Here is a 21111-nt window from a genome sequence, read left to right as displayed (position 1 = left end):
CACGGGATTCTGTAAGTGACAATTTGGCATGTTGAGCCCAAAACTTGCAATGTTTCAACTACATGTTGCCGCCCTGATATGCAATGTCTACTTGCTGTGGTGGCTTCAACAGATCGCAGCAACCCACTCAGTGGAGAACATCAGTGCTGACAGGTCGTTTCGATTTCTGGACTCAAGCGAGCCCGAAAGCCATGGAAATTAAGCTTGCCTAGTAAACTCTCCTACTAGTGTTTCAGGGGCAAGGTCTCGAACCTTTGTACTTCATCAAGAAGCTTTACAACTAAACGAACGCTGACAGCCTGGCTCCAAACGGGCTTGTGGATGGCGTTCATTACTTGTCCCAGGCAGTATTCAGGTAGCGACCGCCTTCGAACTTCTTTTTCAATGAACGTCGCCAAATGAGCTTCACTCGGCGAATCGACATGAATTGTACGAATGCGAGACCGTAGCAATGCCGGAAGAACACTTGCATCGTTGGCAGTCATCAACCAGTTGATCCGGCTCATATCAACTCCAATCTGGAAATATGGGCAGTGCCAATTGGCACACGACACAGGTTCCAGCAAACCAAGCAGAGCAGAATGCATTGACGTACTGTGACCGCTAGTACCGAAAGCGGTCCCGGCCTTATCGACTTCATCGATAACGACAATCGGATTTGCTACTTTTGAGGACAGCATCGTTTTAAGCGGGCGTCCACATTCAGCACCACCCCACCCTCGACTCAAGCCAGCGACAGGAAATCCCTCGGAACTTGCACCTCCATCAATATGAACCACCGGCAGATGTGAAAGGTCTGCAATTCGACGCACAAGATGCGTTTTCCCGAGGCCTGCGCCGCCCACCAAAAGCGTTGGCCTCAACTTCAGCCCTGCACCATACTCAATGACGTGGTGGCGCATGTCCAACCAGATTTCATTGATAACCTGCTGCATCCAAGGCATCTCATCATACAGCGTTGCTGCGATTTCATCGACTTGATGTTCAGACGATGGGCCACCCACTGAAACTCCGTTCATAACAGGCCGCAACATCTTTCTGTCAGCTCGGGAGAGATGTTGGCCTTGAGAATACTTGCCACGGGCTTCGATGATCTTCTTTGCACGACGACGGATCTTGTCGGTATCCTGCCAAGTCACGCGCCTTGGCTCCTTGGCGTTATCATCTTTGCAACTTGAATACCGAACCTCTTCTAAATGGGCCCTTAAGCGTCGTTCGACGTCCTCATCATCGGTTTCAAACAGTTTCAGATCGGTGAGCAACTGTACATTCTTGGCATATAAACACCCTCATGCAAGCATCGCAGATGGTGATGTCAAGGAAACTACCCTCAGAAACAGACCGCCTGCATTCAATAGACTTCGACCAGCAAAGCTGCTGCTCATATCAAGTGAATGCGGATCCGGTTTCTTTGCATTCGCGTAACATATTGCAGGTTCATCGGAAATTCAATGGACTTTCTAATCGTGATAGGTAGCCGTGCTTGAAGAAAACCTGATTTTCGCAATGGGAAATCTCTTCATGAACCCTGAGATCCAATCGAATGCAAGGGCCACGCTTGCAGGCCAACGCCATCGCATTTTTGCACTACCTTTCTCACCAGTTGTTCTTGGGCGAACTGACTTTTGCCTCTTGAATCGTCGACTTCGTTCATTGTGTATCGCCCGGATCGTTTTCAGTACCATTGGCGACGCGATTACCGTGTAACTCTGTACTTCAGCATCGCGGAGCAAGCGCATTATGTCGTCCGCAATTGGAGCAAGGAATTCTTTCATATCGAACGATCTTCCCGTGTTCGTCTCCCAAGCATGTCGAGCAATCCGATTGACTTCAAACAAACTGCCCTGAACACCACTACCTAAACTTGGCTCGAAAGTTTTTTCACAGAAATCCTGGACGTACCCAAAGGCGACAATGCGACCACCTGATGTCGCGACAGGTCGACCACAACCGCAGTAAACATTTTTAGCCTTGCTCCCTGTCTTTGAACTCAACGAGTCCTGTTTCCTGCCTTGCTTGCGGCCCGCACGTGCAATTGGTTCTGCTTGGTGGGCTCCACGTTTTTCCACCAGGCGGACAGAAAGACGACCTGTATTTTCGCATTGGGAAAACTTCGTGCGTCGCCCTTGCGCCTTTAGTTCCTGCACTGTCGTCTTAAGCAAACCCTCCGTCCTGGTAAGTCGTTGGCCTTTGGAGATCGCCAGATATTCTTTGAATACCTCTTTGTTTTTGGACGAGGCAATCTCATATGCGGTCGTGCTTGGCTTTGTTCCGTATCGAATGGAACGGGCGACATCCTGATGGGTAATGCGCTTTAGATGAATTCCAGCCTTATTTTTCAGCCAAAGCGTGTTCTCCTTGATGAATGCCAATGTTCTTTGACGAGGGAGATCACCAAAGTCCAACGTCAAGAAAACATGAAAATGCAGGTAGAAGGATTCCGTTTCAGGATGGAATGGTGCTTCCAGTTGAACGTACACAAAATCGCCCAGGCTAGATTTTTTGAGCGCAGTTTTGAGCTTGTTCATGCGTTTGAATGCCAACTCCACGCCGGCTTCATAGTCATCAATGAGAATTCTTTTTTCGAGCGCTGGAAATGTTAGCGCCGCCAACTGAGCCCGACCCTTCACTTTGGTTTCATAGTGGTACTGGATATTAGCCGCCGTTTGAGTTGTATCCACCAAAGCGACGGACGGCAGACGTTTGTCGTGTTTGAATGCAGTGTAGCAGATCGCAAGGTATTCACCGTCGGGCAGCCCTAACAAGAACTGTGCAGCTTTCTTCTTGCCGGGCCTGTATAGATCCTGGCCAACTTCAGCCGCCATTTCGGCAACTACGGAAGACATTTTTCGGTATTTTTTGGAGCCTGAACCGAGACGGAACCCACCCTGGTAAGCAACTTTCTTTCCTACTTGGAGCAACGTTTTGGGCGGGAGCACCTCATGCCCATAAAAATACGTTGCCTGCCCGCTATCCAGCTTGGTTTTCTGGTGATCACGTCTTCGTGGCGCACATCTTCTCTGGTCGCGGGTTTTACCCGCGTTGTTCTTGTTCACAACCTTTGTCCCTCGGTTCAATTGCCAAAGGACAAGCGTTGCTTTGAGCTAAATCGACTCCGTGCCTCTGACCGCAATGTCTCGCGAAAGGGGCGTTGTCACTCCAACTTCAGGTATGTGGCCACGACCTCTGCTCGCCAGAAAGCAAATGGCACAAATGCGGTTTAAAACTCTTAAAAAGACTGAGCACCTTTAAGTTCCCGAAAGGATCTCATGCTGCTTCCGAGGCTCTAATCGGACGAATTAGAATGGTTGCCAAAAACAAAAAATTGGGGGCTGTCTGCATTACTCCGTACAAAAGAAAACAATTTCCCTGAGTATGTAAGAAATTTCCACAAGGATTATTGGGTCGGTTTAGCCCTCCTTTTTGAATCTTCCGGCAGCCTTCTCCGCTTCTAGTCCGATACGCACAAGCTCACGGATTGCCGCCGAACGTCCGTAGATCTCATTTTGATGGGTGTATGTCTTGATGTCCGACAGTTCCTCATCGGTCATCAGTATTTGCAGTCTTCGCGGGGGGCATTCACCAAGTTTTTTCATAGGCCCAGGATAATACTATACACACAGTGCGTCAAATGCTTGACACTTCAACTTTCATACCATACACATTATACACACAGTAAGTTAGATACATTTTTCCACCTCGGGGAGATTGGATCATGATCCACTTTTTTCAGCATCAGTTTCATCGCGCACATGAAATCTGCGTAGTTTTCATGTCTGCTATGTTGTGTACGAATTCGCGCACAAAGCGCACGTGATTTAGCGCATTAATTGCCAGGGTAACCGCTTTTTGGGAGTAAAAAAACTGCTCCGCAAACTGCCTACTTGCGGGAGCGCTTTGTCTCTATCGAACTGACGCTGTACAACTACCGCAACCGAATGGTTCTCAGTGCTGTTTTACATGCGATCACTTGTGAGAATTAACATATTGTTATCAATACATTATTTGGAAATCTCGGGACACTTAGCGACATATTTTGGCTTTGTCTGGACGAAGAGAATTTTCGTGATACTACCGCCTCAAGGTTCGCAAACGGCAATGAATTCCCAAAGCGAACGCAAACAACATACCATTGAGGCAGTTCAACATGGCTTATCAAAGCAAATTCGAAGTAGCTCATGGTGTCGATGAGATCGACATCGCATACATTCGCGAGGCCGCCCAGGCGATGCCTGAATTCGCTCCGCTCTACGTACCGCTGATCGAGGCGCCTAAATGGTTCGGTGTATCGAAGGACACGCTTTATAGGGCCAGCAAAAACGGAGACATTAGGATCTACAAAGTAGGTAGCAGATCTGTAGTCAAAGTATCTGAAATCAAATTTTGGATCGAAAGGCCGGAAAGCGGGGATTAACGGATGTGGGGCCAATTGTGGGGCTGAATAAGGTAGCTACGCAAAAATATATTAGCTTCTGTCACTTAGGGGTTGATTTTGGTGCGGTCGAGAAGACTCGAACTTCCACGGGTGTTACCCCACAGCGACCTCAACGCTGCGCGTCTACCAATTCCGCCACGACCGCACTGCCTGTGACTTGGTAGAGCGGCGTATAGACGGTGGCGCGCGCGATGTGAAGAGGCAAAAACGCTCTGGTTTAAATTACTCTGCAGCAGACCTATCTAGCTGAATGATCACCACACATCCGATCTGACAGGAGCCGCAAATGACTTCAACCGAGAACCGTCCTATTGTTCAGATCGACATCGTATCTGACGTGGTTTGCCCCTGGTGCATTGTTGGTTTCAAGCAACTAGACACGGCCTTGCAGCAAATGGGTGTTCTGGCCCGGTTACGCTGGCATCCGTTCGAATTGAACCCGAATATGCCGCCAGAAGGTCAAAACCTGCGCGAGCACATCATGGAAAAATACGGCTCAACGGCAGAGCAGAGCCAGCAGGCGCGGGATCGGCTGACCTCGATGGGTGCTGAGTTGGGGTTTACCTTCAACTTCGACGATGACAGCAGGATGGTGAATACGTTTGCAGCACATCAGCTGCTGGATTGGGCGGAAGGACAAGGCCGTCAACACCCGCTTAAACTGGCGCTGTTCGACGCCTATTTCACCCAGCATAAGGATGTATCTGACACTGAGGTCTTGCTGAACGCGGCTCGATCGGCTGGACTGGATGCGGAAGCCGCGCAACAAGCGCTTGAAAACGGGGAACACAAAGCCGCAGTGCGCGAGAAGCAGCAATTCTGGACCAGCCAAGGCATTTCCGGTGTTCCGTCCATGGTGTTTGGCGGGAAATACCTGCTGACCGGAGCACAGGGGAGCGAAACCTATGCGCAGGTTTTGCAACGATGCCTGTCCGAGGCCGCCTGACCCCTTTCCCTGACGACTGTGGGCGGATATGAGGCCGACATGGAATGGAAAATCACTGATGGTCTGACCAGCTATGACGACGCCGTAGCCTTTATGGAGGCTCGTGTTGCCGATATCGCACGTGGCGACGCCGAGGAATGCGTCTGGCTGCTGGAACATCCGCCCCTGTATACCGCAGGCACGTCAGCCAAGATTGAGGATCTGACCGACCCGGATCGGTTTCCGGTCTACGAAAGCAAACGCGGTGGCGAATACACCTATCACGGGCCGGGTCAGCGCGTGGCCTATGTGATGCTTGATCTCAACAAGCGCGGACGCGATGTGCGTCAGTTTGTAAAACAGTTGGAAACCTGGGTGATCTCGGCCCTGGCAGAATTCAATGTACATGGCGAGATTCGCGATGGGCGCGTAGGTGTTTGGGTCCGGCGGGACGACAAGCCGCTAACGGTGACGGGCAAACCGGCCGAAGACAAGATTGCAGCCATCGGCCTGCGCCTGCGCAAATGGGTCAGCTTTCACGGCATCTCGATCAACGTTGAACCGGATCTGGACCATTTTTCTGGCATCGTGCCCTGTGGAATCAGCGAATTCGGCGTAACCTCTTTGGTCGATTTGGGACTTCCAGTTACCATGGCAGACCTTGATGCCGCGTTAGAGAAGACATTTGAGGATGTCTTCGGTTCGGCGGACGCCTGAAACACCCTGTATCACCGCAAAACGAATCGGTGTTAGCGTGCAAGCCTTAAAACAATGCGCTCATGCGATTGGCTCTGTTTCCGAAGCCTGACGCAATTAACCGTGCTTACACCCGGTTTATCGGATTCTTTAGACATTTTTTAACCCAATTAGATACAAAGGTGTCGTTAACGAGTAGTATGAAACTGCCAATCAAGAGTGAGTGGTATGTTAACCGGTGATCCAGGGCTCGCCCTCGAAATCCGAGAAGTGTTTGGTTACGAGTCTGCCGTTCCGACCCCAAATCGGAACGGCAATTCACTTTCCTCTACCTGATACGCGCATGGACACTGCGCCCATTGATGGGGTGAAGGCCGAATACCCGTCGCAGGTGGGCAATTGAAACCCAGCTTCACAAAGCGGCTTTGATCTTTTCGGCGTGCTGCGCGATCTGGTCGAAATCACCCATGTTTCCCGGCGGCCGCATAGACACGCCTTCGTGACGAGGCAGGACGTGAAAATGCAGGTGGAACACCTCCTGCCCGCCCGCGGCTTCGTTGAACTGTTGGATCGTCACACCGTCCGCATCAAATGCCGATTTCGCGGCCTGCGCCATTTTCTGGACCGTCTTCATCACGGTTGCCAGTTGTTCCGGCGTGGCATCCAGGACATTGCGGCATGGCGTTTTGGGAATCACAAGCAAATGACCATCCGTTCGCGGCATGATATCCATGAAGGCCAACGTCTCATCATCCTCAAACACACGAGTCGAGGGGATCTCGTTGCGCAGGATTTTGGCAAAGATGTTGTCGGGATCGTAGTCAGCCATATCAAGTCTCCGGATTGCGGGTGCTGGCGTAGTTCTGAGACGCCTGCACATGACGGTCAAGGCGGAACTCTGCCGAAGGCCATTTCAGGTTGTCTCCCACGGCTTGAAAACAGAGCGGACATCCCCAGATAAACCCCGTTCGAGGCACAAAAATCGCGCGGCGGCCCCCTGCCCGCGACAATTAATCTTGATCCAGATCAAACTCGGCCATTGAAGGTCGCCCCCTCGCAATCTAAAACCAGCAGGAATCCCGCGCGTTGGAGAGGTCCGACAGCGCGGTGTAGTTGCAACAGGAGGCACCTAATGGCAGACGCAGCCATTCATGGTCACGATCATGAAGACGAGCGCAGCTTTTTCCAGCGCTGGTTCATGTCGACCAACCACAAGGACATCGGGATTCTGTACCTGATCGTCTCGGCCCTTGCCGGTCTGATCTCGGTTCTGATGACCGTCTATATGCGGCTCGAACTGATGCACCCCGGTGTTCAGTACATGTGCCTCGAAGGTTTCATGGCCGACCCATGTACCCCCAACGGACATCTGTGGAACGTTATGATCACCTATCACGGTGTTCTGATGATGTTCTTCGTGGTCATCCCGGCGCTTTTCGGCGGATTTGGCAACTATTTCATGCCGTTGCAGATTGGCGCGCCGGATATGGCGTTCCCGCGGATGAACAACCTGTCCTTCTGGCTGTACGTCGCCGGCACCTCGCTGGGCGTGGCCTCGCTGCTCAGCCCCGGTGGTAACGACCAGCTCGGTTCGGGCGTTGGCTGGGTTCTGTATCCACCGCTGTCGACGACCGAGGGCGGCATGTCCATGGACCTTGCGATCTTCGCCGTGCACGTATCGGGCGCCTCCTCGATCCTCGGCGCGATCAATATGATCACCACCTTCCTGAACATGCGTGCCCCGGGCATGACCCTGTTCAAGGTACCGCTGTTCAGCTGGTCGATCTTCGTCACTGCATGGCTGATTCTGCTGTCACTGCCGGTTCTGGCAGGCGCGATCACCATGTTGCTGATGGACCGGAACTTTGGCTTCACCTTCTTTGATCCGGCCGGTGGCGGCGATCCGATCCTGTATCAGCACATCCTGTGGTTCTTTGGCCACCCGGAAGTGTATATCGTGATCCTGCCCGGTTTCGGCATCATCAGCCACGTGATCGCCACTTTCTCGCGCAAGCCGATCTTCGGCTACCTGCCGATGGTCTGGGCGATCATCGCGATTGGTGTTCTGGGCTTTGTCGTGTGGGCGCACCACATGTACACCGTTGGCCTGTCGTTGCGTCAGCAGGCGTATTTCATGCTGGCCACAATGGTCATCGCGGTTCCGACAGGCGTTAAGGTCTTCTCATGGATCGCAACCATGTGGGGCGGCTCGATCGAGTTCAAAACTCCGATGCTGTTTGCCTTCGGCTTCCTGTTCCTGTTCACCGTTGGCGGTGTGACTGGTGTGGTTCTGTCGCAGGCTGGTGTCGACCGTGCCTATCACGACACCTATTACGTGGTTGCGCACTTCCACTATGTGATGTCGCTTGGTGCCGTCTTCGCGATCTTCGCAGGTGTCTACTTCTATTTCTCGAAGATGACAGGTCGTCAGTATTCAGAGTTCTGGGGCAAGGTTCACTTCTGGCTGTTCTTCATTGGCGCCAACCTGACCTTCTTCCCGCAGCACTTCCTGGGCCGTCAGGGCATGCCGCGCCGCTACATCGACTACCCCGAAGCTTTCGCGCAGTGGAACTTCGTATCGTCGATTGGTGCGTTCATCTCCTTCGCCTCGTTCCTGCTGTTCTTTGGCATCGTAATCTACGCTTTGCTGCGTGGCGCTAAAGAGACACGTCCAAACCCTTGGAACGAATACGCGGACACGCTGGAATGGACCCTGCCCTCGCCGCCGCCGGAACACACGTTCGAGCAGCTGCCCAAGCAGGAAGACTGGGACAAAGGCCACGCGCACTGATCGCGTCCTGATCCAAAGAAACCCCGCCCAAGTGGCGGGGTTTTTCTTTGCAGGGGCCTTACGTTCGCCAATCGCTACAATATCGGGTATCATATGCAAGCAAGGTAGCCGGAGGGTCGTCTATGCCTGAGATCGATTTTTGGTATTCTATCGGCAGCACCTACAGCTTCCTTACCGTGATGCGTCTGGACGAGTGGTGCGCCGAACACGACACGACTGTGAACTGGCGTCCTTTCAATGTGCGCACGGTCATGTCGTCGCAACAGAACATTCCCTTCGCGGGAAAGCCGGTGAAAGCAGCTTATATGTGGCGCGATATCGAACGCCGCAGCGCCAAGTACCACATCCATGCCAACCTGCCCGCACCTTACCCGATTTCCGATCTGGCTCTGGCCAATCAGGTCGCTGTGCTGGGCATGGCAGATGGATGGGGTAAATCATTCACCCAAGCCCTGTACCGCATCTGGTTCGAGGAAGGTGTCGAAGCCGGAAGTGAAAGCGCCCTGTCCGAGGCTCTGCTTCGGTGCCAGCAAGACCCCCGGTTGGCGTTGGGACGGGCCCGCAGCGCTGAAGTCTCGGCAACGCTGGAATCGGAGACGGAAACAGCCATTAAACTGGGCGTATTCGGCGCACCGAGCTTTGTTGTCCGGCAAGAAGTGTTCTGGGGAGATGACCGATTGGACGACGCCCTATCCTGGGCTCGTGTCGGGCATGTCGTCTAAGCAAAACCCATCGACACAAGACGGTCCTGCGCTATTTTCGCGATATGCCATACACATGGAATCAGACATCCGAAACGGAACATGAACTGCGTCTTTGGCCGCATAACTCATTGCCACCGCGCGGAGCGATGATCACCATACTTTCGGTGTTCCTATTTGGCCTGATCCCGTTGCTGGCCATGCTGGGGTCAGTTGTTCTGTGGGGGCTATTGCCATTTCTCCTGATCACAGTGTTTGGCCTTTGGCTGGCCATCCAGACGAACTACCGCGCTCGAAGCGTTTTCGAGGTTTTGACACTGTCTGACACCCAGGCCCATCTGGTGCATCACACACCGGGCAAGGACCAACAGAAGTGGTCCTGCAACAGATATTGGGCGCGACCTGAAATGCACGAGAAAGGCGGCCCTGTGCCTCACTACGTCACCCTCGTCGGTGATGGGCGTGAGGTAGAGATCGGATCGTTTTTATCGGAAGATGAGCGGATATCGCTCTATGACGAACTGGTCAAAAGACTGCGCGACCCGGCCGCGCAGTAGCCATTCGTTTTAGCGTATGCTTCAGCAGTTGCCGTTCGACGTGGCACAAAGATGATCCTTGACCATCGGCCCAACCTTGCCGAAATCCATCTGCCCGGTATAACGGGATTTCAACTCGCCCATGACCTTGCCCATGTCACGAATAGACCCGGCCCCGGTGGCGGTGATCGCAGTCTGAATCGCCTTCGAAACTTCATCTTCATCCAGTTGCTTGGGCAGAAACTCCTCGATAACGACAACTTCCTGCATCTCGCGTTCGGCCAGATCCAAACGACCGCCTTCTTCATAGGCGCGGGCACTTTCTTTTCGTTGCTTGGTCATTTTACCAAGGATTTCAAGCACCTCAGCATCGCCGCAGCCTTTGGCCTCTTCATTGTCCGAGGCGCGCGCGGCGATATCACGGTCCTTGATGGCCGCATTGATCAACCGCAACGTCGACAGACGCTCGGCTGCTTTGTCTTTCATTGCTTGCTTCAGGGCGGTGTTCACCCGTGATCGCATGTCCATTTGGTTTGTCCATCCCCATGACAACGGAACCCCGAACATATCTAAACAAAAAGCCTGATACAACAGGAAGCGAATACAGGTAAGTCTTTGAAAAACAACAATAGCCGAAAAATTGAACAGGCTTGACCCAAGCGCCCAACCCCCTTAGGTATGCGCCGGTTTACCTTGCAGGAGAGTCGCGCCATGGCCCAGAACGCCCCGTCCAAGCCCACCGCATGTCTGGCATTGGCCGATGGTACACTGTTTTACGGCATAGGCTTTGGAGCCACTGGACAGACAGTGGCCGAGCTGTGCTTTAACACCGCCATGACCGGCTACCAAGAGATCATGACAGATCCGTCCTACGCTGGTCAGATCGTGACGTTCACCTTTCCTCATATCGGCAATGTCGGCGTGAACCCCGAAGATGATGAAACCAACGATCCGGTTGCTGCGGGTATGGTTGTCAAATGGGACCCAACCGAGCCTTCGAACTGGCGTTCGGCCGAAGAGCTCAAAGGCTGGCTGGCCCGACGCGGACGTATCGCGATCGGCGGCGTCGACACCCGTCGCCTGACACGTGCCATCCGCCAGCAAGGCGCACCGCATGTCGCGCTGGCCCATGACCCCGAAGGCAATTTCGACATCGAAGCGCTGGTTGCAGCCGCCCGTGGATTTGCCGGGCTGGAAGGCATGGATCTGGCCAAGGACGTGACCTGTGCTCAAAGCTATCGCTGGGACGAAATGCGTTGGGCCTGGCCCGAGGGGTATAAGCGACAGGAAGCCCCGGCGCACAAGGTCGTTGCCGTCGATTACGGTGCGAAACGCAACATCCTGCGCTGCCTTGCGTCAGTTGGATGTGATGTAACTGTTCTGCCCGCAACAGCCACCGCCGCCGAAGTTCTGGCCCACCAGCCCGACGGTGTGTTCCTGTCGAACGGCCCCGGCGATCCGGCAGCGACCGGAGAATACGCCGTACCGATGATCAAAGAGATTCTGGACACCACCGATCTGCCTGTTTTCGGCATCTGCCTTGGCCACCAAATGCTGGCGCTGGCCCTGGGCGGTCAGACAGTCAAGATGAACCACGGTCACCACGGCGCAAACCACCCGGTCAAGGATCTGGACACCGGCAAGGTCGAGATCACATCGATGAACCACGGTTTTGCGGTTGATGGTCAGTCTCTGCCAGAAGGCGTTGTGGAAACCCATCTGTCTTTGTTTGACGGTTCGAACTGCGGAATCCGCATGACCGATCGGCCTGTCTATTCGGTGCAATACCACCCGGAAGCATCCCCCGGACCTCAGGACAGTTTCTATCTGTTCGAGCGTTTCACCGATGCCATGGAAAAGAAAAAACAGAGCGCATAACGCTCAAACTGTGCAGTGTTAACGGCGCGTTAACCTTGATCAAACAACCCTGAGCGCAGGTAACTGTGCCAGGGTTCTTTTTATGGTTGAGCTTAACCTTCAAGATTTCACCACCGCTTCTCCTATCCCTGCCCCAGGAGAAAGAAAACCGCTGGGCAACTGTCTGGTAGAATCCGGAACTCTGACACAGTCGCAACTGGACCACGCCTTGCGACTGCAATCCCGACAGAACGCGCCTTTGGGCGAAATTCTGGTGGGTGAAGGATTTGCCACTCGGCGCGATGTCCTAAACGCCCTGTCCACCCAATCCGGTTGGCAGATTGCGGACCTGGAGCAAATCCCGCCCATGCCGGGAGTATGCGATCTCAAACCAGTTGACTTCTGGCTGGAACACAACGTCATTCCGTGGATGCGAATTGGTCCTCTTCTGTTGGTTGCCACAGCGCGGCCGGATCGGTTTTCAGTTGTCACGACCGAAATGCAGGACTGCGACTATACGATCATTCCAGTGCTGGCCGCCTCTGATCAGATCGATCGCACCATTGCCCGGCAGTTTTCGCGCCCTTTGGCCGAGGCTGCTGAAACACGGGTCGATGTTGAACAGAGTTGCCGAAACTGGACGATCGGGTCGCGCATCGTGCCCTGTGTATCAGCGCTTGGAATTATTGCCTTGTTTGCCACTTTCCCGTGGTTTGGGTTGGCGACTCTGCTCACCGCGGCCGTGGGAACCTTGATTCTGTTCACCGTTCTGCGCGTCGTCGGGACTTTGGCCTATCTGCGTCATAGGCTTCAAAAGAAGCGTGAAGTTACTGACGCGGCAATCCCTTTGCGGCAGCCCTGCGTCTCTATCATGGTTCCCCTATACAAAGAGCGCGAGATTGCGGACGCGCTGGTTCAACGGCTGAAACGCCTGACCTACCCCAAAGCACTGTTGGACGTCATCTTGGTGCTGGAAGAAAAAGACGAGGTTACGCGTGCAACTCTGGCGCAAGTTGATCTGCCCGGTTGGATGCGGATTGTAGAGGTGCCCGAATTGCACGGGCTGACCACCAAGCCGCGCGCCATGAACTATGCGTTGGATTTTTGCCGCGGCGACTATGTTGGCGTCTGGGACGCCGAAGACGCGCCGCAGCCGGATCAGATCGAACGGGTGGTCGCACATTTCACCCAGGCTCCGCCCGAAGTGGTGTGTCTTCAAGGCCGCCTGGATTATTATAATCCGCGCACAAACTGGCGCTCACGCTGCTTCACCATCGAATATAACAGCTGGTTTCGCATCATCCTTCCAGGCATTGCACGCTTGGGGCTTGTCGTCCCGCTGGGTGGGACAACGTTTTTCTTCCGTCGAGACAAGCTGTTGGAGTTGGGTGGCTGGGATGCCCATAATGTGACCGAAGATGCTGATCTTGGCGTGCGACTGTGTCGGGCCGGATACCGGACAGAACTGGTGGACACCACGACTTATGAAGAGGCGAACTTTCGCGCCTGGCCCTGGGTGAAACAGCGCTCGCGCTGGCTTAAGGGTTTCATGGTGACGTATCTTGTGCACATGCGGTCACCGCAAAAACTGCTGCGCGATCTGGGTGTTGCGCAGTTTTTTGGGTTTCAGGCGTTCTTTCTGGGCACGCTGGGGCAGTTTCTGCTGGCCCCTGTTCTTTGGATATTCTGGCTTTCAACGTTGGGGCTGGCAAATCCGCTGGCGCCCCTATTGCCGCACCAACTCACCACGGCGCTGGTGCTTTTGTTTTTGGCGACCGAGGCGCTGAATTTCTGCATTGGATGTCTAGCAGTCTCTGGTCGCGAGCGGCGTTTTTTGTTGCCCTGGGTTCCAACAATGGCCCTGTACTACCCGCTTGGCGTGGTTGCGGCCTACAAAGCCCTGTGGGAATTGGCTGCGAATCCATTCTTCTGGGACAAAACCCAACATGGGCAGGCCAGCGAAGATCAGCCGCTGACCTGACACTTATTTGTCACGTAGGCTTGCATCCTGTTTCAGGCGGGTCATGAACGCGATCGAGATATGATCCTTCAACGCCCGCGCCGCGGCTTCTTCGTCCTTTGCGGCAATGGCTTCGACAATGCCCTTATGCTCACTTTGGGCAATTTCACTACGCCCATGCACGGCCAGCGAGGTGGTCGCCATCAGGGCCATTGTCCGGTGCACAAGACCAAGTTGCTGCACCAGGTAACGATTATGAGACGCCAGATGGATCTGCTCGTGAAAGCGCCGGTTTGCGCGCGACAGGGCCGACGGATCATCAATCAGCTTGTCATCTTCGACGACCATTTCTTGCAGAACCTTGACCTCTTCTTCAGTCGCATGTTTGGCCGCAAGGCTCGCGGCCAACCCCTCCAGTTCCCGACGCACGATATATAGCTCGGCCATCTGATTGTGATCCAAAGACGCCACGATCAGCGACCGCCCGTCCCGTTCCAGCAGTGACTGTGTCTCAAGCCGCTGCAACGCTTCGCGGATCGGCGTGCGCGACACCCCGAAGCGTTCAGCCAGTTCGCTTTCCACCAGGCGATCACCGGGCTTGTAGATACCCACGTCGATGGCTTCGAGTATCAGGTTATACGCATCCTTGGTTGGGGATCGGGTCTGGCTCATGGGGTTCATTGTCTCCTCGTTCGGACCTGTCTATCCGTCTGAAGGGGTCACGATCAAGTAGAGCATTGAAAACACCGCGCCCGCGCCCTACACCCTGCTTATGGTCAAACCGGCTTTTTCTCATGTCACCCAATGGGTGTTCGATCTGGACAACACCCTGTACCCGCCGCACATGCGCCTGTTCGATCAGATCGAGGTGCTCATGACCGATTATGTCATGCGGGCCATTGGTGTGGATCAGGCAGAAGCGGACCGTTTGCGGACGCATTACTGGCGCGAATACGGCACCACGCTTGCCGGTTTGATGGCCGAACATGATCTGGACCCGGACCCGTATCTGTACGCAGTCCATCAGGTGGACATGAGCCATATGGACCCGGATGCAGATCTGGCTGATCACATACGCGCCCTACCGGGGCGGCGTATTGTCTACACCAACGGCAGTGCCCCTTACGCCGAACGGGTACTGGAAGCGCGCGGCCTTTCGGGATTGTTCGATGCAATCTATGGCGTGGAACATGCAGGCTATCGGCCAAAACCCGAAAAAGCAGCCTTTGAGGCCATTTTTGAAAAGGATGGGATTCAGGCTGAAAAAGCCGCCATGTTCGAGGATGACCCGCGCAATCTGGAGGCTCCGCACGAGATGGGAATGCGCACCGTGCACGTAGCACCTGACCCTCATGATGCGGATCACATCCATCATCACACGGACGATCTGACGGCGTTTCTGGCCCGCCTGCGATAGCCTGTCACACTGCGACGATCGCGCTCATTCTGCACCTGCATCCGCATCCCTATATGCGCTGCAGCGACGAACAGATGGAGACCCCAATGAGCGCGATCGAAATGCCGATGCGCCTGCCGATATGGCAGCGCCTTTTCTTTGCAATTCCGGTTTTCGGCTGGCTGGCCCGAGACGCGGCCAACGCCAAGGCAGAAGACCTGTTTTATACCATCGGTGCGGTTTTCAGCATGTGGGGCTGTGCCATCATGTTGTTTGGTCTTCCGGGACTCTACATCCCTGCCCTGATGATGGTGCCGGTGATGTTTCTGATCCTCATCCTGATTTCAAGGGGCTGAGAAACGGGACAGGATGTCACTTGGCGCTTGGGGTGGAACCGAACTAGGTTCTGCCCAAATCGATGAGAGGCGCCATGACTGACAGCTGTGACATCCTGATTTCCGGCGGCGGAATTGCCGGTCTGACCGCAGCAGCGGTGTTCGGAACAGCCGGGTTTGACGTGATCTGCGTCGATCCGACCCCTCCGATTACCGAGCGGGATGTGGATGGATCAGACCTGCGCACCACCGCTTTCCTACAGCCCGCTCGTGGTTTGTTGGAGCAATGCGGGCTTTGGACGCGTCTGGGCGCCCACGCTGCACCATTGCAAATCATGCGCATCGTTGACGCCGGTGGCGACGTGCCCGAACCGCGCGTTGTGCGCGATTTCAATGCCGCCGACATTTCCGATCAACCATTTGGCTGGAACCTGCCCAACTGGCTGTTGCGCCGGGAAATGGTGGCGCGATTGGCCGAGCTTCCCAATGTCGATTTCCGCCCCGGCACCGGGACGACCAGCCTGTTCACCCGAACCGCCGAAGCGCGTGTGGGGCTAAGTGACGGCAGCCGCGTCCGGTGTAAACTGGTGCTGGCCGCCGATGGCCGCTCGTCCCCCATGCGCGAGGCCGCCGGCATATCGGTTCACACAACGCGGTATGGTCAGAAAGCGCTGGCATTTGCGGTCACCCACCCCATTCCGCATGAAAACGTCTCGACCGAGATTCACAGATCGGGCGGGCCCTTCACGCTGGTCCCCTTGCCGGATTGGCAAGGGCAGCCTTCGTCAGCCATTGTCTGGATGGAGCGTGGCCCGAAGGCCATCGACCTTCTGAACCTCGAGCCTGAAGCCTTTGAAGCCGCAATGACCGAGCGGTCCTGCGGATTGTTCGGCCCCTTGAAGCTGGCGTCGCGCCGGACGATCTGGCCTATCATCAGCCAGTCTGCCGAGCGGCTGGCCGGTGAACGAATTGCTTTGATGGCTGAAGCCGCACATGTCGTGCCGCCGATTGGCGCTCAGGGGCTGAACATGTCTTTGGGCGATTTGCGCTGTCTGCTGGATTTGGCGCAGACCCGCCCCGATGGTCTGGGTGACGCCCAGATGCTGGACGCCTATCACAAAGCCCGCCACACCGAGGTTGAGATGCGGGTCAAGGGCATCGACCTGTTGAACCGCGCCTCGATGATCGAGGCGCGTCCGCTGCGCGACGTGCGGGCCATGGGGTTGAGCGCGCTTTATTCCCTTCCGCCTGTTCGTAAAACGCTGATGCAGATGGGCCTCGGCGTCCGCTAAGGCCCGGTCAGTTTACAGAACCTGGTCCAATACACGTTTGAGACGCGCAATAGTGCCATCCACATCATAAAGCTTGTCGAGCCCGAACAGACCCAAACGGAAGGTGCAGAACCCGTCGGGCTCATCACATTGAAGGGGCACACCGGCAGCAATCTGCATCCCCAGCGCGGCAAATTTCTTGCCGTTCTGGATTTCGGGATCCGACGTATAGCTGACGACAACGCCAGGTGCTCCGAAACCATCCGCTGCGACCGAAACGATACCTTTGTCCTTCAGCATTGCCCGCACACCGTCACCCAACGCCCATTGCGCTGTACGCAGTTTTTCAAACCCGTAGTCCCGCGTCTCTGTCATGGTATCGCGGAAGGCCAGCAACGCGTCGGTCGGCATGGTTGCGTGATAGGCATGACCGCCATTTTCATAAGCCTGCATGATCTGACGCCACTTTTTCAGATCAACGGCAAAGCTGTCTGACTCAGTCTCTTGCAACCGGGCCTCGCCCCGTTCGGACAGCATCACCAGACCAGCACATGGTGACGCGCTCCACCCCTTCTGCGGGGCAGAAATCAAGACATCGACGCCCGTTGCCTTCATATCCACCCAAGCGCAGCCGGATGCGATGCAATCCAGCACCATCAGCGCACCGACCTCATGCGCGGCTTCTGCCAGTGCAGTAACATAATCATCCGGCAGAATAACACCCGCCGCGGTTTCGACATGAGGCGCAAAAACGACCCCCGGTTTCTGCTCACGAATCGCGTCGACAACCTCTTCAATCGGAGCAGGCGCAAAAGGTGATGGGCTGGCATTGCCTGTCTCCCGCGCTTTCATGACGGTCACCGAATTTGTCAGAGCACCGCTTTCGATAATCTGGCTCCAGCGATACGAGAACCACCCGTTTCGAACCACCAGCACATCTGCTCCACGCGCAAACTGCCGGGCCACCGCTTCCATGGCATAGGTTCCGCCCCCGGGAATGACAGCGACGCCGTCAGCCTTGTACACGTTCTTTAACATGTCCGAGATGTCGCGCATCACGTGCTGAAACTTCTGCGACATGTGATTCAGCGAACGATCGGTGAAGACGACCGAAAATTCTTCAAGCCCGTTCGGGTCCACGGCTTCCAACAAGGCTGGCATTACATTTCCTCTCAATAACATCCTCAGAAGTTTGGTCTCATTAGCGTTGCGCGTAAAGTGCTAACGTCGCAAAAATTGACGTTAGGGAAATTAGGCTATCTCTGTGAAAAATATGCCATATTACAAAAAATGACGCCAACCAGTGTCACCTTCCCCTTTACACTTCTGCTTGCTTCTGAACAGATGCATACACTTTATACTTGAAGGGATAATTCTACCCGTGACTATACAAAAGCGGATCAGCTTCCAGTCCGTTCGAGACGAAGTTAAACGACGTATTGAAAGTCGTGTCTGGCCACAAGGATCGCTTTTGCCAACCGAAACGCAGCTGGCAGAAGAATTCGATTGCGCACGTGCCACGGTCAACCGGGCCCTGAGGGAGTTGGCGGAACAAGGCTTTGTCGAACGCAAACGCAAGAGCGGCACACGTGTCAAGAAAGAGCCGAGCAAACATGCCAAGCTAGAATTTTCGCTGGCCCGGCAAGTGGTCGAAAGCCAGAACGCAAACTATCGCTACGCGCTGGTCGAACGGAACGTGGCGGAAAGCCCCGGCTGGTTGTCGTCACAGCTGGATTTGCCCCCTGATGGGCGCGTATTGCATGTCACTTGTATGCACTACGCAGACAACAGACCATTTCAGCTGGAAGAACGCTGGATCAATATCGACGCGGTTCCGGATGTGGAAAACGCGGACCTCAGCCAACATGGGCCACATGAATGGCTACTAAACGCAGCCCCTTTCACCAAGGCCGAGATCGCGTTTTGCGCCATTTCCGCGGACGGTAAACTGGCTGAATACATGGGCACCACGACGGGCACATCGATGATTCAGATGGAACGTACCACGTGGAAAGAAGACAAACCGCTGACATTCGCCCGCATGACGCACCATCCCGGGTTCTGTATCCGCACCAAATACTGAGTTTTCTTCAACCCAAAGGTCCAGGCAAACGTTCTTCGCTCAGCAAAACGTTTGCCTCAACATCGCCTGCACCGGGCAAAGTCATGATCCGTCGTCGCAACACGCGTTCGAAATCGGACAAGTCCCGCGCCACGACACGCAGGCGATAGTCATACAATCCCAGAACATGTTCCACAGTCTGCACCTCGGGAATGGCGCTTACGGCGCGCTCGAAATCCTCAAGACTGATCTGCCCCTTGCGTCCGAGTTTTACCCCCAAAAAAACCGTCACGCCAAACCCAAGCGCCTCTGCGTTCAAACGCAGCCGCCGTCCCGTGATGATCCCTGCCTCTTCCAGCCGCCGAATCCGCCGCCAAGTGGCAGGTTGGGACAATCCAAACCTGCGTCCCAGGGCACCTGCACTTTGGGTTGCGTCCTGCTGAAGGGCACGTAGCAGACGGCGGTCAATTTCGTCCAACTCAATCATACCGGCAACACCTCATCCCGTTTGACCCGCGCGATGTGCATCAGCGCTTCGATATCGGCGATATGGGGCAAGGTTAGAATACGGTCGCGATACAGCTGCTGGTAATGGTTCATATCCTTGGCAATCACAGAAAGGCGTACATCCACGCGCCCCAGAAAGGTCTGGATCTCGACCACCTCGGCCACGCTACGCGCCGCTTCGGTGAAATCGTCAAAGGCCCGCGCCTGTGTCTTGTCCAGCGTGACCCGAAGCGAGACTTCGACCGCATAGCCCATGGCGGTCCAGTCAATCACGGCCTCTTGTCCTTCGATGATCCCGGCCGCCTGCATTTTTTCGATCCGCCGCCAACAGACCCCAGCGCTGATCCGGCACAGATCGGCCAGTTCCGCAGTGGTCAGGCTTGGGGCTGCCTGAAAATGGCGCAGGATGCGACGGTCAATGTCATCAAGCATCAATTTTTCACATTTGTCGGTTTTGAAGAATTATTCTTCACCTTTTTTACAAATACTCAAGCCCAACCCTATCGCCAACACGCGATTGAGCGGGTAAAACCGCCGCAATCTAACCAGAAAGGACCGGCGAAATGCGCGTCTATTACGATCGCGATTGCGACATCAACCTGATCAAAGACAAAAAAGTGGCTATCCTGGGCTATGGCTCGCAAGGTCACGCTCATGCGCTGAACCTGCGCGACTCGGGTGCCAAAAACCTGGTCGTCGCGCTGCGCGAAGGGTCTGCATCGGCCAAGAAAGCCGAAGCCGAGGGTCTGAAAGTCATGGACATCGCGGAAGCCGCCGCATGGTGTGACCTGATCATGTTCACCATGCCCGACGAATTGCAGGCCGAGACCTATAAAAAATACGTCCATGACAACATCAAGCCGGGCTCAGCAATTGCGTTTGCCCACGGCCTGAACGTCCATTTCGGCCTGATTGAGCCGAAAGAAGGCGTCGACGTTATCATGATGGCCCCCAAAGGCCCCGGCCACACCGTGCGCGGCGAATACACTAAAGGCGGCGGCGTACCCTGCCTCGTGGCCGTGGACAGCGACGCAACCGGCAAAGCGCTGGAAATTGGCTTGTCCTACTGCTCGGCCATCGGTGGCGGCCGCTCGGGTATCATCGAAACCAACTTCCGTGAAGAGTGCGAAACCGACCTGTTCGGCGAACAGGCTGTCCTGTGTGGCGGTCTGGTCGAACTGATCCGCTGTGGTTTTGAGACACTGGTCGAGGCCGGCTACGCGCCGGAAATGGCCTATTTCGAGTGTCTTCACGAAGTGAAGCTGATCGTTGACCTGATCTACGAAGGCGGCATCGCCAACATGGATTACTCGATCTCGAACACCGCAGAATACGGCCAGTACGTCACCGGCCCGCGTATCCTGAAATACGACGAAACCAAAGCACGCATGAAAGCGGTACTGGACGATATCCAGCAGGGTAAGTTCGTTCGCGACTTCATGCTGGAAAACGCCGTAGGCCAGCCGACCATCAAAGCGTCGCGCCGTGCCAATGACGAGCACATGATCGAAGAAACCGGCGCCAAACTGCGAGGCATGATGCCGTGGATTTCGGCCGGCAAAATGGTCGACAAAGAAAAGAACTAAGTCTGACCTCTGTCAGCATAAGGGCGGCCTCAGTGGCCGCCCTTTTTCGTTTG

At 54.9% G+C, this 21111-nt stretch carries 22 protein-coding genes and 1 tRNA gene; 13 read left to right on the top strand and 10 right to left on the bottom strand.

Features of this window, described 5'->3' with window-relative positions; all coding sequences use genetic code 11:
• Positions 1-224 precede the first annotated feature (224 nt).
• The 3 genes from AC2FJZ_RS05410 to AC2FJZ_RS05400 all read right to left on the bottom strand — a co-directional run bounded on the left by AC2FJZ_RS05410 (position 225) and on the right by AC2FJZ_RS05400 (position 3551).
• Complete coding sequence (locus AC2FJZ_RS05410; RefSeq protein ID WP_496776372.1) at positions 225-1262, bottom strand: AAA family ATPase; 1038 nt, start codon at positions 1260-1262, stop codon at positions 225-227.
• 198 nt (positions 1263-1460) lie between these two features.
• Positions 1461-3056: a hypothetical protein gene (locus AC2FJZ_RS05405; RefSeq protein ID WP_496776371.1), complete on the bottom strand. Its 1596-nt coding sequence runs from the start codon at positions 3054-3056 to the stop codon at positions 1461-1463.
• A gap of 354 nt (positions 3057-3410) precedes the next feature.
• A complete protein-coding gene (locus AC2FJZ_RS05400) occupies positions 3411-3551 on the bottom strand; it encodes a hypothetical protein (RefSeq protein WP_475210078.1) in 141 nt (46 codons plus the stop codon).
• A 596-nt stretch (positions 3552-4147) separates the two neighbouring features.
• On the opposite strand from AC2FJZ_RS05400, the gene AC2FJZ_RS05395 reads away from it, so the two are divergent.
• Complete coding sequence (locus tag AC2FJZ_RS05395; RefSeq protein ID WP_475210080.1) at positions 4148-4414, top strand: helix-turn-helix transcriptional regulator; 267 nt, start codon at positions 4148-4150, stop codon at positions 4412-4414.
• Positions 4415-4493: 79 nt separating this feature from the next.
• Here the strand turns inward: AC2FJZ_RS05395 and AC2FJZ_RS05390 are convergent.
• Positions 4494-4580 (bottom strand) — tRNA-Leu (locus AC2FJZ_RS05390).
• Positions 4581-4721: 141 nt separating this feature from the next.
• On the opposite strand from AC2FJZ_RS05390, the gene AC2FJZ_RS05385 reads away from it, so the two are divergent.
• Positions 4722-5381 carry a DsbA family oxidoreductase gene (locus tag AC2FJZ_RS05385; RefSeq protein ID WP_496776369.1) on the top strand — a complete coding sequence of 220 codons (660 nt, stop codon included), beginning with the start codon at positions 4722-4724 and terminating at the stop codon, positions 5379-5381.
• Between the two features lie 39 nt (positions 5382-5420).
• On the top strand, positions 5421-6077 hold the full coding sequence (gene lipB, locus AC2FJZ_RS05380; RefSeq protein WP_496776367.1) for a lipoyl(octanoyl) transferase LipB: 657 nt from the start codon (positions 5421-5423) through the stop codon (positions 6075-6077).
• Between the two features lie 391 nt (positions 6078-6468).
• Here lipB and AC2FJZ_RS05375 read toward each other — a convergent pair whose 3' ends face one another.
• Positions 6469-6885 carry an HIT family protein gene (locus AC2FJZ_RS05375; protein ID WP_496776365.1) on the bottom strand — a complete coding sequence of 139 codons (417 nt, stop codon included), beginning with the start codon at positions 6883-6885 and terminating at the stop codon, positions 6469-6471.
• A gap of 303 nt (positions 6886-7188) precedes the next feature.
• On the opposite strand from AC2FJZ_RS05375, the gene ctaD reads away from it, so the two are divergent.
• The 3 genes from ctaD (at position 7189) to AC2FJZ_RS05360 (ending at position 10105) form a co-directional block, all read left to right on the top strand.
• A complete protein-coding gene (gene ctaD, locus AC2FJZ_RS05370) occupies positions 7189-8847 on the top strand; it encodes a cytochrome c oxidase subunit I (RefSeq protein ID WP_050602595.1) in 1659 nt (552 codons plus the stop codon).
• 122 nt (positions 8848-8969) lie between these two features.
• Complete coding sequence (locus AC2FJZ_RS05365; RefSeq protein ID WP_496776363.1) at positions 8970-9569, top strand: 2-hydroxychromene-2-carboxylate isomerase; 600 nt, start codon at positions 8970-8972, stop codon at positions 9567-9569.
• A gap of 44 nt (positions 9570-9613) precedes the next feature.
• Positions 9614-10105, top strand: a complete 492-nt coding sequence (locus AC2FJZ_RS05360; RefSeq protein ID WP_496776361.1) for a DUF2244 domain-containing protein — start codon at positions 9614-9616, stop codon at positions 10103-10105.
• A 21-nt stretch (positions 10106-10126) separates the two neighbouring features.
• Here the strand turns inward: AC2FJZ_RS05360 and AC2FJZ_RS05355 are convergent, their stop codons facing one another.
• Entirely contained in the window at positions 10127-10612 is a 486-nt protein-coding gene (locus AC2FJZ_RS05355; protein WP_496776359.1) for a GatB/YqeY domain-containing protein, read from the bottom strand.
• A 183-nt stretch (positions 10613-10795) separates the two neighbouring features.
• Between AC2FJZ_RS05355 and carA the strand changes: the two genes are divergently transcribed.
• Both carA and AC2FJZ_RS05345 read left to right on the top strand, forming a co-directional pair.
• Complete coding sequence (carA, locus tag AC2FJZ_RS05350; protein ID WP_496776357.1) at positions 10796-11962, top strand: glutamine-hydrolyzing carbamoyl-phosphate synthase small subunit; 1167 nt, start codon at positions 10796-10798, stop codon at positions 11960-11962.
• 82 nt (positions 11963-12044) lie between these two features.
• Entirely contained in the window at positions 12045-13922 is a 1878-nt protein-coding gene (locus tag AC2FJZ_RS05345; protein WP_496776355.1) for a glycosyltransferase family 2 protein, read from the top strand.
• Between the two features lie 3 nt (positions 13923-13925).
• Here AC2FJZ_RS05345 and AC2FJZ_RS05340 read toward each other — a convergent pair whose 3' ends face one another.
• Positions 13926-14573 (bottom strand): GntR family transcriptional regulator, encoded by a 648-nt coding sequence (locus tag AC2FJZ_RS05340; protein WP_050602600.1) that lies wholly within the window; start codon positions 14571-14573, stop codon positions 13926-13928.
• Between the two features lie 100 nt (positions 14574-14673).
• Between AC2FJZ_RS05340 and AC2FJZ_RS05335 the strand changes: the two genes are divergently transcribed.
• The 3 genes from AC2FJZ_RS05335 to AC2FJZ_RS05325 all read left to right on the top strand — a co-directional run bounded on the left by AC2FJZ_RS05335 (position 14674) and on the right by AC2FJZ_RS05325 (position 16924).
• Positions 14674-15318 carry a pyrimidine 5'-nucleotidase gene (locus AC2FJZ_RS05335; protein WP_496776353.1) on the top strand — a complete coding sequence of 215 codons (645 nt, stop codon included), beginning with the start codon at positions 14674-14676 and terminating at the stop codon, positions 15316-15318.
• An 86-nt stretch (positions 15319-15404) separates the two neighbouring features.
• A complete protein-coding gene (locus AC2FJZ_RS05330) occupies positions 15405-15653 on the top strand; it encodes a hypothetical protein (protein ID WP_496776351.1) in 249 nt (82 codons plus the stop codon).
• Positions 15654-15727: 74 nt separating this feature from the next.
• Positions 15728-16924 carry a UbiH/UbiF family hydroxylase gene (locus tag AC2FJZ_RS05325; protein WP_496776349.1) on the top strand — a complete coding sequence of 399 codons (1197 nt, stop codon included), beginning with the start codon at positions 15728-15730 and terminating at the stop codon, positions 16922-16924.
• A 12-nt stretch (positions 16925-16936) separates the two neighbouring features.
• On the opposite strand, the gene AC2FJZ_RS05320 is transcribed toward AC2FJZ_RS05325, so the two are convergent.
• The gene (locus tag AC2FJZ_RS05320; protein ID WP_496776348.1) at positions 16937-18064 is read right to left on the bottom strand and encodes an aminotransferase class V-fold PLP-dependent enzyme; all 1128 of its coding nucleotides are present in this window, start codon (positions 18062-18064) and stop codon (positions 16937-16939) included.
• 220 nt (positions 18065-18284) lie between these two features.
• Here AC2FJZ_RS05320 and hutC point away from each other — a divergent pair, with 220 nt between their 5' ends.
• Positions 18285-18986, top strand: coding sequence for a histidine utilization transcriptional repressor HutC (gene hutC, locus AC2FJZ_RS05315; protein WP_496673424.1), 702 nt, complete (start codon positions 18285-18287; stop codon positions 18984-18986).
• Between the two features lie 7 nt (positions 18987-18993).
• Here the strand turns inward: hutC and AC2FJZ_RS05310 are convergent, their stop codons facing one another.
• Positions 18994-19452, bottom strand: a complete 459-nt coding sequence (locus tag AC2FJZ_RS05310; protein ID WP_496776347.1) for an Lrp/AsnC family transcriptional regulator — start codon at positions 19450-19452, stop codon at positions 18994-18996.
• Positions 19449-19904 (bottom strand): Lrp/AsnC family transcriptional regulator, encoded by a 456-nt coding sequence (locus AC2FJZ_RS05305; RefSeq protein WP_496776344.1) that lies wholly within the window; start codon positions 19902-19904, stop codon positions 19449-19451. The genes AC2FJZ_RS05310 and AC2FJZ_RS05305 overlap by 4 nt, the downstream gene beginning before the upstream one ends.
• A gap of 131 nt (positions 19905-20035) precedes the next feature.
• On the opposite strand from AC2FJZ_RS05305, the gene ilvC reads away from it, so the two are divergent.
• Entirely contained in the window at positions 20036-21058 is a 1023-nt protein-coding gene (gene ilvC, locus AC2FJZ_RS05300; RefSeq protein ID WP_496776342.1) for a ketol-acid reductoisomerase, read from the top strand.
• Positions 21059-21111 lie beyond the last annotated feature (53 nt).

The organism is Ruegeria sp. CDSA079 (assembly GCF_059612245.1).
Note: the sequence above shows the minus strand (reverse complement) of the source record. Positions and strands in the feature narration are given on the sequence as shown.